At 57.5% G+C, this 13041-nt stretch carries 13 protein-coding genes; 9 read left to right on the forward strand and 4 right to left on the reverse strand.

The genetic code is table 11. The features are described 5' to 3' along the window. The 4 genes from C515_RS22750 to C515_RS0116510 all read left to right on the forward strand — a co-directional run. A partial coding sequence (locus tag C515_RS22750; RefSeq protein ID WP_211234094.1) for an RHS repeat domain-containing protein occupies window positions 1–831 on the forward strand: 831 nt, incomplete at its 5' end. Window positions 832–842: 11 nt separating this feature from the next. Next, window positions 843–1451 carry a DUF1963 domain-containing protein gene (locus C515_RS23270; protein ID WP_081687019.1) on the forward strand — a complete coding sequence of 203 codons (609 nt, stop codon included), beginning with the start codon at window positions 843–845 and terminating at the stop codon, window positions 1449–1451. A 792-nt stretch (window positions 1452–2243) separates the two neighbouring features. Further along, window positions 2244–3380, forward strand: a complete 1137-nt coding sequence (locus C515_RS23775; RefSeq protein WP_028456395.1) for an RHS repeat-associated core domain-containing protein — start codon at window positions 2244–2246, stop codon at window positions 3378–3380. Window positions 3381–3389: 9 nt separating this feature from the next. Continuing rightward, window positions 3390–3944, forward strand: coding sequence for a DUF8309 domain-containing protein (locus C515_RS0116510; RefSeq protein WP_028456396.1), 555 nt, complete (start codon window positions 3390–3392; stop codon window positions 3942–3944). A 209-nt stretch (window positions 3945–4153) separates the two neighbouring features. Here the strand turns inward: C515_RS0116510 and C515_RS24130 are convergent, their stop codons facing one another. Then, window positions 4154–4294, reverse strand: a complete 141-nt coding sequence (locus C515_RS24130; RefSeq protein ID WP_158380857.1) for a hypothetical protein — start codon at window positions 4292–4294, stop codon at window positions 4154–4156. A gap of 115 nt (window positions 4295–4409) precedes the next feature. On the opposite strand from C515_RS24130, the gene C515_RS24280 reads away from it, so the two are divergent. The 4 genes from C515_RS24280 (at window position 4410) to C515_RS0116535 (ending at window position 8075) form a co-directional block, all read left to right on the forward strand. After that, window positions 4410–4565 carry a hypothetical protein gene (locus C515_RS24280; RefSeq protein ID WP_169719582.1) on the forward strand — a complete coding sequence of 52 codons (156 nt, stop codon included), beginning with the start codon at window positions 4410–4412 and terminating at the stop codon, window positions 4563–4565. Between the two features lie 130 nt (window positions 4566–4695). After that, window positions 4696–5664, forward strand: coding sequence for an RHS repeat-associated core domain-containing protein (locus C515_RS21670; protein ID WP_051305042.1), 969 nt, complete (start codon window positions 4696–4698; stop codon window positions 5662–5664). Between the two features lie 3 nt (window positions 5665–5667). Continuing rightward, window positions 5668–6549 (forward strand): hypothetical protein, encoded by an 882-nt coding sequence (locus C515_RS0116530; RefSeq protein ID WP_028456397.1) that lies wholly within the window; start codon window positions 5668–5670, stop codon window positions 6547–6549. A gap of 413 nt (window positions 6550–6962) precedes the next feature. Next, complete coding sequence (locus tag C515_RS0116535) at window positions 6963–8075, forward strand: RHS repeat domain-containing protein (protein ID WP_028456398.1); 1113 nt, start codon at window positions 6963–6965, stop codon at window positions 8073–8075. 31 nt (window positions 8076–8106) lie between these two features. Here C515_RS0116535 and C515_RS0116540 read toward each other — a convergent pair whose 3' ends face one another. Further along, window positions 8107–9723, reverse strand: coding sequence for a methyl-accepting chemotaxis protein (locus C515_RS0116540; RefSeq protein WP_051305043.1), 1617 nt, complete (start codon window positions 9721–9723; stop codon window positions 8107–8109). Window positions 9724–10088: 365 nt separating this feature from the next. Between C515_RS0116540 and C515_RS0116545 the strand changes: the two genes are divergently transcribed. Continuing rightward, a complete protein-coding gene (locus tag C515_RS0116545; RefSeq protein WP_028456400.1) occupies window positions 10089–10856 on the forward strand; it encodes a substrate-binding periplasmic protein in 768 nt (255 codons plus the stop codon). A gap of 45 nt (window positions 10857–10901) precedes the next feature. On the opposite strand, the gene C515_RS0116550 is transcribed toward C515_RS0116545, so the two are convergent. After that, on the reverse strand, window positions 10902–11132 hold the full coding sequence (locus C515_RS0116550) for a hypothetical protein (RefSeq protein WP_028456401.1): 231 nt from the start codon (window positions 11130–11132) through the stop codon (window positions 10902–10904). Window positions 11133–11807: 675 nt separating this feature from the next. Beyond that, complete coding sequence (locus tag C515_RS0116555) at window positions 11808–13031, reverse strand: DEAD/DEAH box helicase (RefSeq protein ID WP_211234095.1); 1224 nt, start codon at window positions 13029–13031, stop codon at window positions 11808–11810. Window positions 13032–13041 lie beyond the last annotated feature (10 nt).

The raw sequence follows: 13041 nt of genomic DNA on the forward strand, positions 1-13041 counted from the left end.
CAGCGCATCCCGCTGCTGCCCACGCCGGACTGGAGCGAGCGCGACTACGACATCGACGCCGACCCGCTGTGGACCTACAGCCCCGAGCCGCAGCCCTTCGAGCAGCTCTACTACTACCACACCGACCACCTCGGCACCCCGCAGGAGCTGCTCGACGCCGAAGGCAATCTGGCGTGGTCAGCAGACTACAAGGCCTGGGGCGAAGCCAAAGCCGCGATCAGTGACGCCGCCAAACGCGCCGGCATCAGCAACCCGCTGCGCTTCCAGGGGCAATACTTCGACCACGAAACGGGATTACACTACAACCGGCACCGCTACTACGACCCGCAAATCGGGCGATTCATCAGTAAAGACCCGATCAGCCTGATGGGTGGGCTGAATATCTTTGCGTATGCGCCGAATCCGGTACACTGGGTTGATCCGCAGGGATTAGCTGCGAATGGTCAATTAGGCACCTATGGAACTCTTACTGGTCGAGCAAATCGAAGAGACCAGCTAGAAGCACATGAATTAATCAGGAATGAAGCTTTAGAGCAAATGGGGTGTGGTGCAAAAACCAAAAAAGGCAACCCTAAAAGACATCCCGACAATCCATCGATTGCTCTTGATCTACCTACGCATGACAATGTTCATATTATAGAAAACGACTTGGCAAAACAGCATCTTGGCGTTGGCGTTAATGAGTTCCAACTTGACAACAACAGACCAACAAAAAGACAAATGGACGTTTGGCAAGGAGCATTAAGAAAGTCTGGTGTTGGTGCCTCTCAAGCAAGACGATTAAGAAAGAATAGCGAAAAATTCTTGAAAGACCTTTGTTGCTGCCCATAAAGGATTTAATCATGATAAATTATTTAGATTTCAAAATTGAATGCCCACCTGAATTTCTACCGCGCATTGGTGGTCAATCATGCATCCCACAAGAAATAGATTGGCCAAAAAGTAAAGATGGAAACCCAATGTTACACTTCATGGCCATCCCTACAGAAATAGTTAACGAGCATTTAGGGTTCGAACTTCCAGAGAAGCACTGCATCTCACTGTTTATCCCTTATCAGCCTGACTCCATTCAACACGTCATCGATCTCGCAAGAAACAACAATGTAGCTAGCATTTTCATGCATCCCATTTCAAAAGAACTACGCCAAGAGTGTTCATTCCCATTAAACCCAGCACATGCAATACGCATTGATTGTGATCATGACGCAGAAGAAGAAGATGAGTTTTCAGATGAAATTGACAGCAAGATAGGCGGAACACCTGTCTGGCTGCAAGATAGAATTTCAATTGACCACCACCACTTCCTATTGCAATTTGTCGGCTCTGTTTTTGACAAATACTGGCCATCACACAAAGGACTTTTTATGGGTGGAATAGGTTATGTATTTATTAATACAGAGCATCTTTCACCAGGTAAAAATCTAGGGCAATTGAAAATTCAATTCACTTAGTTCAGGCGCCGGGTTCCGCCTGTTTATAGACTTTTCTCCTGAAAAATTCCGGTTGCTCTTTCCGCCACGCTTTCACCACGTACGGCACTCGGCAGGGTGCAATCGCCGCAGGCATTGCACCTAACGAAATGATCAGCGCGGTAGGTTGGGTTGAGCATCAGCGAAACCCAACATCACTGCGGAATGTTGCTCGTGTACTGCAGCAGTTGAGGTACGGTAGTCATCGTCAAACTGGCGAGATCGGTTATTTAATAATCTGCATGGGTATAAATATGTAGCGCGGTAGGTTGGGGTGAGCGTCAGCGAAACCCAACATCACTGCGGAATTTTGTTCTTGTGCTGCAGCTTTGCGATACGGTCAACATCGTCAAACTGGCGAGAGTAGTTCCTTAACAAGAAGCGTAGGTATATGCCTGTAGCCTTTCAATTTAAAAGGCTACAGGCATATACCTTCTATCATTAGTGACCAGCTACACCGGCTGCTCGCCGCCACCAGCCGCCTAGGCCAGGAAACCTTTGCCTTCGACCCCGCTGGCAACCTGCTTGATCCGCAAACGGCCGGGCAACGCCAGTACGACACGCGCGAGCGGGCCGAGCAGCAGCAATTCCACAGCCAGCTCACCGGCAGCAACACCCTGCTCGACAACCTGCTCAAAGACTACGACGCGCAGCTAGTCCCTGTGGGACGCCGGCAAGCATTTTGAGTACGACGAGCGCGGCAATCTGCGTGCGCGCATCGACAACGGCCGCACGCAGTGGTTCGAGTGGGATCACTTCAACCGGCTGGCCGCCGTGCGCAGCAACGAGGTCGACACCGAGTTTGCTTATGACCCGCTGGGCCGCCGGCTGCTGAAGCACAGCACGCCGAAGCTGCCCATCGGCGCCGGCGCGCAAGCCGCCGTCAACCCGGCCTGGGTCGCCAGCGAAACGGCGCGGCTGTCGCGCGAGCACGGCTACGGCGTGACGCTGTACGGCTGGGACGGCGACCAGATCGCCTGGGAAGGCGACGCGGAAACGACCACGCACTACGTGTTCGAACCCGGCAGCTTCGTGCCGCTGCTGCAGGCCAAAACCCGCCAGCGCATCCCGCTGCTGCCCACGCCGGACTGGAGCGAGCGCGACTACGACATCGACGCCGACCCGCTGTGGACCTACAGCCCCGAGCCGCAGCCGTTCGAGCAGCTGTACTACTATCACACCGACCACCTCGGCACCCCGCAGGAGCTGCTCGATTCTGATGGCAATCTGGCCTGGAGCGCCGACTATAAAGCCTGGGGCGAAGCCAAAGCCGCGATCAGTGACGCAGCAAGGAAAGCCGGCATCAGCAACCCGCTGCGCTTCCAGGGCCAGTATTACGACCACGAAACGGGATTACACTACAACCGGCATCGCTACTACGACCCGCAAATCGGGCGCTTCATCAGCAAGGATCCGATCAGCCTGATGGGTGGCTTGAATATCTTTGCTTATGCACCGAATCCGGTAAGCTGGATTGATCCGTTAGGTTTGGCAGGTGACCCCGCTACCGCCACACACGTGACATATCTCGGAACGAAAATGGTGCCAGAGATCGACGCTACCGGAAAAACCATAATGGTAGCTAAACCATACGTGGGCTATGCCAGCATGCAAGGTCATCAGACAGCGGATGATGTTATCAAATACCGTTACGGTGGAGATTATAGTGGCTTTGCCAATGGCCAACCTCCGCAGCCAATATATAGTGGCTATGGTCAAGCCGGTAAAGACACTGCCCGAGGGCTTGAGCAGCGAGAATTTGAAGAGCGAGGTGGTTTACGCGGAACAGCCAATAAGCAAAATCCAGTTGGGGATACCAATAAGCGACACGATGAATATTTGAGAGCGGCAGATGCACAAAAAGGTTACTGCCCGATAGGTTCAGGCTCTAAAAAGTACAAAAAGAAATAAGGAGATTTTATGCGTGCATTTTGGCAAGAAAATGCGGTCTTCATCCTCAAACTCAGGGATGATTTATTTACAGTGGCACAAATGATGCCCAAAGGTACTGCGCGAATCCGCCTTTATAATATTTTCAAGAATGAGGATATATGGCGCCCACTCGACCTCAGCTTCATCGAGCCACTTTTCACAGTGCCAATCGGCAACGTGGTCATTCAAAAACTAGGGGTGCGAAGAGCTAAACCTGACGAAATAAAGCCAGGTACTCAACCGTACGAGCGGTATGTAATATTTGCAAAAGCAAATTATGGCTGCAACTTTCCATGGAAAGGTGGAAAGTTGGTTGACACTGGTGAGAATGGTGAAGTGGAGTCATGGCAAGCACCCGCTGTCATTGAGGACTTAACACTCGATCAACACCGAGATCTCATTCTTAAATATCAACTTAGCAATATTCTCGGAGACAACCACCTCTCCGAAAGACTCGTTCATATTTATGAAAAAGGATTCGACTTTGACCCACTCAAGGATCAAATTTTCCCCGGCTTATATGAGGCTGAATCGGAAAAATAAGGGGCACGAAAATAATGCGCGGTAGGTTGGGTTGAGCGCCAGCGAAACCCAACATCACTGCGGAATCTTATTCTTGTGCTGCAGCTTTGCGGTACGGTCAGCATCGTCAAACTCGCGAGAGTAGCTCTTTAACAAGAAGCATGGGTATATGCCTGTAGCCTCTCACTTTAAAAGTCTAAAGGCATATACCCTTCACAATCAGTAGCCAGCTACACCGTCTTCTCGCCGCCACCAGCCGTCTGGGCCAGGAAACCCTCGCCTTCGACCCCGCTGGCAACCTGCTCGACCCGCAAACGGCTAACCAGCGCCAGTACGCCACGCGCGAGCGCGCCGAGCTGCAGCAGTTCCACAGCCAGCTCACCGGCAGCAACACCCTGCTCGACAACCTGCTCAAAGACTACGACGCGCAGCTAGTCCCTGTGGGACGCCGGCAAGCACTTCGAATACGCCCCGCAGGAAGTCCCCTTGGGGGACGACGAGCGCGGCAATCTGCGCGCGCGCATCGACAACGGCCGCACGCAGTGGTTCGAATGGGATCACTTCAACCGCCTCGCCGCCGTGCGCGGCAACGACGTCGACACCGAGTTCGCTTACGCCGCGAAGCAAGTCCCCGTGGGATGACCCGCTGGGCCGCCGGCTACTGAAGCACAGCACGCCCAAGCTGCCGATTGGCGCCGGCGCGCAGGCCGCCGTCAACCCCGCCTGGGTCGCCAGCGAAACGGCGCGGCTGTCGCGCGAGCACGGCTACGGCGTGACGCTGTACGGCTGGGACGGCGACCAGATCGCCTGGGAAGGCGACGCGGAAACGACCACGCACTACGTGTTCGAGCCCGGCAGCTTCGTGCCGCTGCTGCAGGCCAAAACCCGCCAGCGCATCCCGCTCATCCCCACGCCGGACTGGAGCGAGCGCGACTACGACATCGACGCCGACCCGCTGTGGACCTACAGCCCCGAGCCGCAAGCGTTCGAGCAGCTGTACTACTACCACACCGACCACCTCGGCACCCCGCAGGAGCTGCTCGACGCCGAGGGCAATCTGGCATGGTCAGCAGACTACAAAGCCTGGGGCGAAGCCAGGGCTGCGATCTCTGAAGCCGCCAAACGCGCCGGGATCAGCAACCCGCTGCGCTTCCAGGGCCAATACTTCGACCACGAAACGGGATTACACTACAACCGCCACCGCTACTACGACCCGAGCGTGGGGCGATTCATCAGCAAAGACCCGATTGGACTGCATGGTGGGTTGAATATCTTTGCGTATGCGCCGAATCCAACCGAATGGGTAGATCCTTGGGGGCTGACAGGTGTATATATATTCCGGACTACCAATCAGAATGGCTATGTCGGCAAAGGGCCAAGACGCCGTTATATGTCTTCAACCAGACAACGCACGCGCGATGATGGCAGCCATGCCAATCAAGGCCACTTGTCCAATCCTTGTGATAAGTATGATGCAGCCATCGACAAAGGCATTCATGTTGACTTGAAAGGGAAGGCCCCTAATGGCGTATCAGATGACCATTATGCGGAGATGGTCGAATATAAAGCCATGGAGACTTTAGCAAGAACACCTGGATCAAATTTGTTGAATCAACAACAGTCTGCGGGAAAGAATCGCTACGCCAATCAATCGCCTCAGGTTCAGCAGCAGGTTGATCAAGAGGCGCAGGCCATCATTAACGCTTACAATGCCAAGCCAAATGGCGGTGGCCGGAGATGAACAATGGATGACATCATTTTTCATGAAAATTATGAAACTGTGGTATGCAGATTTAATACTAAAGGCATCATTCAATTTGCCGCTTCAAGGCTTGACGGCTTTATAAAACACCACCACTTAATCAAAGAGCATAAATGCGATCGGTTACTAATTCAATTTTCCGAATTAGATCAAGCACTTGAGCTACTTGATAAGTATGAATATACCAATCAAATCACTGAAATCAATTTCTACCCAGCAGGCCATGTAACAGAACCAATCGCAGTCAGCGAAGCGTTCTTGCTGAAATTCAAAAACCTGCAATCAATGCAATTTTCGGAAGGGGTGACTTACAAAGGGGTGGATTTTCACAAGTTCGATCAACTGACCGAGCTAAGACTGGTGTGCGATCAGAAAAACATGAGCTGGGTAGGCCACCCATCCATTCAAAAATTATTGCTCTTCAAGCTGAAAGAAAAATCACTGGATTTCGTAAGAGGAATGAACATTGTCAACCTCCATCTTGCCGAATGCGCAATGACCTCACTCAGTGGAATTGAATACCTTGAAAACCTCGAGTCACTCAGAATCGAGAAAGCCAGAAACTTAATTGATCTTTCCCCAATAATAAAATGCAAGAAACTCAATCGCATTCGAATCTTTGGCTATAAAAAAGTCACAGATTGGCGCTTCTTGGCAGAAAAAGAAAACTGGATAGAAATTAGCCTTGATACGATCGATACTTTTGAATACCTCCTCAAACTCAAAGACCTAAAATCTCTTCATGCATCAAAAGTGCTTGATAAAAATGAAAGCGCTCTCGAAAGCAACCCAAAAATAATGGCCGAATTCAAACGAAAAAGAGAACTAACAGTGGAGCAACGAGGAGCTGAACAAATTTGGTAGCGCGCCAGCGACGCCCAACATGGCAGCCGCAATGTTGCTCATGTACTGCATCAGTAACGGTACGGCCAGCATCGGCAAACGGGCGAGAATGGCTCTTTAACAATCTGAACAGGTATATGCCTGTAGCCCTTTATTAAAAATGGCTGCAGAGGAATACCCTATCTTCACCCCACTCGGCGACACCGGTTGCCAATGGCCGCATCACCGCACTGTGGCTGGCCGGCAGCGAGGACAGCGCCCGCCAGCTGGCCGCCTACCACTACAATGACGAAGGCGATCTGGTCCTCGCTCAGGACGAAAATGCCGACTTCTGGCGCTACGAGTATCAGTACCACCTGCTACACCGCTACACCGACCGCACCGGGCGTGGCTTCAATGTCCGCTACAACGGCACCGGCCCCGAAGCCAGGGCCGTGCGCGAATGGGCCGATGATGGCAGCTTTGACACGACGCTGGAATGGGATGCAAACATCCGCCTGACCTATGTCACCGATGCCCTGGGCAACGAAACCTGGCACTACTACGACATCCTCGGTTACACCTATCGGATCGTTTATCCCGATGACCGCGAAGAGTGGTTCTTCCGCAATGACGACAAGCGCGTCACCAAACATGTGCACCCCGATGCCAGCGTCGATTGCTACCAGTACGACGAGCGCAACAACCTGCTGCAACATATCCGCCCCGATGGCAGCACCGTGCACTTTGCCTATGACGACGAGGACAACCTCACCGGCATCCGCGACCCGCAGGGCCAGCACTGGCTGCGCGCTTACGACGACCTGGGCAATGTGATCGAGGAAACCGATCCGCTGGGCCGCAAGACCGAATACGCCTACAACGAGCAGAACCAGCTGGTCGAAATCACCGACGCGCGCGGCGGCAAGAAGGCACTGGCCTACACCGCCAGCGGCCAGCTCGCCAGCTACACCGATTGCTCCGGCAAGACCAGCAGCTGGAGCTATGACGAACGCGACCGGCTGATCGCCAGCAGCAATGCGCTGGGCGAAACGACCCGCTACAAGTATGAGCGTGGCCAGCTGGCCACCGTCATCCACCCGGATGGCCGCCGCGAGCAGCTGGAGTACGCCGCGAAGCAAGTCCCCTTGCGGGGCGACGCCGAAGGCCGACTGCTGCAGCACACCGACCCGCTGGGCCGCCAGACCCGCGACCAGTACGGCTTGGCTGGCCTGATCAGCGAGCGCACCGACGCCGCCGGCCAGCCCCTGGCCTACCAGTGGGACCCGCTGGGCCGCCTGATCACCCTAACCAACGAAAACGCCGCGCAATGGCGCTTCGAGTACACGCGCATCGGCCGGCTGGTGGGGAAAAGCGGTTTCAACCAGAAAAAACAGCCTGCTGGTCGGCAGGCTGTTCTGGCATTGCACTTCCTGATTATGTCTCTCCTTCAGAAACCCTTTTTTCGTCATGCCCGCGAAGGCGGGCATCCAGAGCAAAGCTTGATTTCACACCGTCATCTGGATTCCCGCGTACGCGGGAATGACGATTCTGAAGCAGAGACATAATCAGGTTGCACTTTTGATCCGGGCAAGCCGGTCAGAGGCGGAAGCGGGCGACATCGGCGCGCAGTTTGCCGGCCAGTTGCTCCAGCGCGCGCACATTTTCGTTTGCCGCGCGAACCGACTCGGCCGATTCCTCGACCATGTGGGTAATGCGTTCGACATTGACCGCCAGACTGCTGCTGGCCTGGCTCTGCTCCGAAGTGGCGTTGGCGACTTCGCGGATCTTGTGCAGCGTTTCCGATGCACCGCCGCTGATTTCGCGCAGCATGGTCGCGGCCCGGTCGGCCATGTCCACCCCACGCGCCACCTGCGGCGTGGCCTGGTCCATGCTGGCGACGACCGACAGCGTGTCGGTCTGCACGGCCTGGATCATGCTGGTGATCTGCCCGGTGGCCTGGGTGGTGCGCTCGGCCAGCTTGCGCACCTCATCGGCGACCACGGCAAAGCCGCGCCCTTGCTCGCCGGCCCGCGCAGCCTCGATGGCGGCGTTCAGCGCCAGCAGATTGGTCTGGTCGGCGATGTCCTTGATGACGCTGGCGATGCCGTCGATTTCGCGCGAGCGCTCGACGAGCCCGCCGATCAGGCCGGAGGCGGTGGAAATCTGCTGGGCAACCAGCTGGATTTCCTGCGCGGCCTTGTTCACCAGCCCTTCGCCTTCATTGGCCAGCTGCGTGGAACGCGAGGAGTTCTGCTCGGTTTCGCGGGCGCCTTGCGAGATGTGGTCGATGCTGACCGACATTTCCTCGATGGCCGCCGCACTGGACTGGGTGGCATCGGACGATTGCCGCGAAGCCTGATCGATGGCCTCCATCTGCCGCGCCAGGCTGCCGGTCGCCTGCCGCAGCTCGTCGGCGCCACGCTGGATGCTGTCTATCATTTCGCGCAGGCTGGTCTGCATGCTTGCCACCGCGCCCAGCAGGCTGTCGGCACGCACAGTGCCCTGGACCTTGCGGCCCAGATCGCCCTTGGAAATCGCCAGCGCCACTTCCGCTGCATAAGCCGGCTCGCCGCCCAGCTGCAGCAGCAACTTGCGCACGGTGGACATCAGGATCAGGGCGACAAAGGCGGCAATCGCCAGACAAATCACCACCTGCCAGCGGGCGTTGGCCCAGAAGCGCGCATCGGCCTCGGCAAAGCTGACGCCATTGCCGACGATCCATTTCCAGCGCGGCGTCTGGATCGCCACCGACAGCAGGTCGACCACCTGTTCGTCACGCTTGGAGTTCCACCAGTATTCGGTCAGCTTGCCACCGGATTTCTGCAGCGCTTCGACTGCCAGCGCGCCCACGCTCTTGCCCTGGGCATCCTTGAAATCATTGAAGCTGGTGCCATGCAGTTGCGGATCAAGCGGTGTGGAAACGAAGTTGAGCTTGTCATCAACCACGTAGACATACTCGGACTTGTGGTACTTGTTTTCCCGCAGCAGCTGTGTGGCGATGGCCTTGGCCTGCTCTTCACTGAGCTTGCCGCTGGCGGCCATTTCTTCCAGCTGGACGATGGTCAGGTAGGTGCTGCGCAGCAGTTGCTCGATGCGCGCCTTGTTGTCTTCATTGGCCGCCGTTTTCATGGTCGACAGGCCGACCAGCATTACCCCGATCAGCGCGATCAGCACAAACACCGACAGCAGCCATGCCTTCATTTTGATGGTCATCTTTTCACCCGATAAAGCAGATAGCGACTCCATTAGCTTAGAACCTGTTTGCAATCTTTTCGCGCCAGCGGTGCAAGGAATGGCGGAACAGGCCGTCTGCCAGTGCGAACAGCTGCAGCTTATCGAGCCACTACCTCCTTGCCCGAAGGCAAGCTGCCGCAGGCAAGCACTACCCGAATGGCGGACCATGACACAAACACCACAAGGTATCTTCTGGAAGGCAATCACCTTAAAGGGCTTCAGTGATATACCCATGGGCATTCAGCCAAGTACCCAGCCATCCGCCCTTGGCGGCAGCGCAGCTTGACGCTGTAAGGATTGCCGCATAGCGTGAAGGACACGCATTCTCCGCGCAGGAGCCGACCATGCCGCACATTCCGCGCAAGCTGCTGCTGGTGTTGCTGCTCCTGCTGGCGCCTGCACTTCAGGCCTTTGAGCAGCAGCCGGGCCGGCCCGCGCTGCATGTGGTGTATTTCCAGGACTATCCGCCACTCTCCAGCGGTGCGGGCGACAAGGTGCACGGCGCGCTGATCGACCTGCTGGACGAGGTGCTGGGCAAACGCATGGGCGTGGCCCTGCAGCATGGCGGCTATCCCTGGGTACGCGCGCAGCGCATGGTTCGCGATGGCCAGGCCGACGCCTTTGTCACCCTGCATACCCGCGAACGCCAGACGTACACGCTTGCCAGTCAGGAAAGCGTGTTCGCCTCCGAAATGCGCTTTTATGCCAGCCGCAAGCATCCGGAGCTGGCGAGACTGCAAGGTCTGACGACACTGGAGCAGTTTCGACCCTATCGCATGGCCTACTACCTGGGAGCGGGCTGGGCGAGGGAAAAACTGCACGGCTTCAAGACCACGCGCTATCCGCTGGCCAGCGACATGTATCGCGCGGCGGCGACACTGCAGGTGGACTTCGTCGGCGACGCCGCACTGCACGCCCGCCGGGCGATACGCGAACTGGCGCTGGACGGCGAGCTGATCGAGCTGCCGATCCGGGTCGATACCCTGCACTACCGCCTGTGCATCCGCAAGGATTCGCCTTACGCGGCGCTGCTGCCAGAATTCGACCGGACTCTGCGCGCGATGCGCGCCGATGGCTCGCTGGCAGCCATTCTTGCCCGGCACGGACTGTGATCTGCAGCCCCTAGGCGGTGTGACGCCAAGGTTCAGAAGGCCGGCTCAGCGGCGCCAGGCGCGCACCGCCAAACACAGCAATACGGCGGCAAGCAGCCACCACAGCCCCGCCATCAGCCACATGCCCGGCCCGGGGCCGAAGAGGGCCTCCAGCGCCGGTCGCAACCACTGCCGCCGGGAATACCCGGTGGACGCGGGGCCCCAGAGCACCTGCAGGCCTGCGGCCAGGCAGCACAGCATGGCCACCAGGCAGCCCAGCACACGGAAAATGCGCATTCCCCCTCCGACCCAATCAATGGGTATCAAGCTGCAGCCAAATACCATGAAAGGCTTCAGCCATATACGTATACAAGTAACCTCCTGATTAGCAAGACTTCTCAGCAAAACCCAAATCAACCACAGAGACACAGAGAACACAGAGAAAAACTGGAGCACGTCCAGGCAATTCTCAGGGTTTTGCTTCCTCTGTGCCCTCTGTGTCTCTGTGGTTCAATAGGTTTTTGTGGTTTGCTAAGAAGGGTTTCTAATCAGGAGTAACCTTGCCCTGCCCCGGCGACATTCGCCCTGCACCATTCCGCCAGCCAATCCCTGCCGCCATGTCGGGCAGTCGGTGCATGCTGGCGGCAAGCTCCGTGTGCAGTGGGCGCCGGAGCGCCTAGGTTCTGTTGACGTTTTGTTTGCGTTCCCGCTGGAGCGATTTTTGCGCCGAATCAAGGCGTTGCGAGCGCCGCATAACGGGTTATGTCAGCGAAGCAACAACGCAGAGTCGGCGCAAAAAGCGTCCAGCCGGATGTGTTATCAAAAAGCCGGTTTGGCTGTTTTTGGCCTGACACGGCGTTGCAAAGCCCTTGCATAGAACGACTATGCGGCGGGCTTCGCGCCTTGTTTCAGGCCAAAAACAGCACAAACGGGCAGTGCAAACAAAACATCAACAGAACCTGGCCAATCCGCTCAGTTCTTGTCCAGCTGCTCGCGCGCGGCGGCGGCGCGCAGCTTGTCTTTCTTGCTCATGCGCGCGCCCTTGACGCCGCCGGCATTGGCCACCGCCAGCGGCACCGCCACGGGCTCGAAACCGGCGATCTGCTCGCGCGGCACGCGCATGCCCAGGCGCTTTTCGATCAGGCGGAAATGCGCTTCGCAGCCGGTACCAATCAGGCTGATCGCCGTGCCGCTCAAACCGGCCCGCGCGGTGCGGCCGATGCGGTGCGTGTAATCGACCGGCGAGCGCGGCAGGTCATAATTCACCACCAGCGGCAGGCCGTCAATGTCAATTCCACGCCCGGCCAGATCGGTCGCCACCAGCACGCACAGCCTGCCGGCCTTGAAACCATCGAGCACCTGATTGCGTCGTCCCTGGCTCAGCTCGCCATGAAAGGGCGCGGCCAGCACGCCGCCGGCCGCGAGCTCGCGCGCGAGCTGCTCGCAGCCCTGCTTGCTCGCGGCAAAGACCAGGGCGCGCGCGTCGGCAGCCTCAGTGAGCAGTTGCAGCAACAGGGCCGTGCGCCGCTGGGTATCGACATTGATGGCGCGCTGCTGGATGGCCGGAGGCGTGGTGCCGGCGACGATGTCGATGCACTCGGGCTCCTGCAGCAGCCCTTGCGCGAGCTGAGCCACGGCCGGGGGGAACGTGGCCGAGAACAGCAGGCTTTGCCGCTGCGCCGGCAACATGCCCAGAATCGCGGCGATTTCGGCGCTGAAACCCAGATCGAGCAGCCGGTCGGCCTCGTCAAGCACCAGCGTGCCAAAGGTTGCCGGGCGCACGGCATGCTTGCCGATCAGATCCAGCAGCCGCCCCGGCGTCGCCACCAGCACATCGACCACGCCGCGCAAATCCTGCATCTGCGCGTTGACCGACGCGCCGCCGTACACCGCACGCACCTTGGGCTTGCGCGCAAGGCCGGCGGCCAGGCGGACAAATTCATCGGCGACCTGTACGGCCAGCTCGCGCGTGGGCACCAGCACCAAGGCGCGCTCGCCCTGCGCCTGCCAGCGCTGCAGCAGGGGCAAGGCGAACGCCCCCGTCTTGCCCGAGCCCGTCTGCGCAGCGGCCCGCAGGTCGCCGCCGCGCAGAATGAGCGGAATGGCGGCGCACTGGATGGCAGTGGGAAGAAGCCAGGCTTGCTGGCTGGCCGCAGCGGCCAGTTCGGGCGACAGGCCCAGGGAGGAAAAAGACATGAACGACCTG

The sequence above is a fragment of the Chitinilyticum litopenaei DSM 21440 genome (assembly GCF_000428145.1).
GTDB lineage: Bacteria > Pseudomonadota > Gammaproteobacteria > Burkholderiales > Chitinibacteraceae > Chitinilyticum > Chitinilyticum litopenaei.

Bases quoted from the DNA above. Each gene is read 5' to 3' on its own strand.
- C515_RS0116510 (WP_028456396.1), top strand. From the start codon at position 3,390: ATGCGTGCATTTTGGCAAGAAAATGCGGTCTTCATCCTCAAACTCAGG.
- C515_RS0116550 (WP_028456401.1), bottom strand. From the start codon at position 11,132: ATGCGCATTTTCCGTGTGCTGGGCTGCCTGGTGGCCATGCTGTGCTGC.
- C515_RS0116545 (WP_028456400.1), top strand. From the start codon at position 10,089: ATGCCGCACATTCCGCGCAAGCTGCTGCTGGTGTTGCTGCTCCTGCTG.
- C515_RS0116555 (WP_211234095.1), bottom strand. From the start codon at position 13,031: ATGTCTTTTTCCTCCCTGGGCCTGTCGCCCGAACTGGCCGCTGCGGCC.
- C515_RS0116530 (WP_028456397.1), top strand. From the start codon at position 5,668: ATGGATGACATCATTTTTCATGAAAATTATGAAACTGTGGTATGCAGA.
- C515_RS23270 (WP_081687019.1), top strand. From the start codon at position 843: ATGATAAATTATTTAGATTTCAAAATTGAATGCCCACCTGAATTTCTA.
- C515_RS0116540 (WP_051305043.1), bottom strand. From the start codon at position 9,723: ATGACCATCAAAATGAAGGCATGGCTGCTGTCGGTGTTTGTGCTGATC.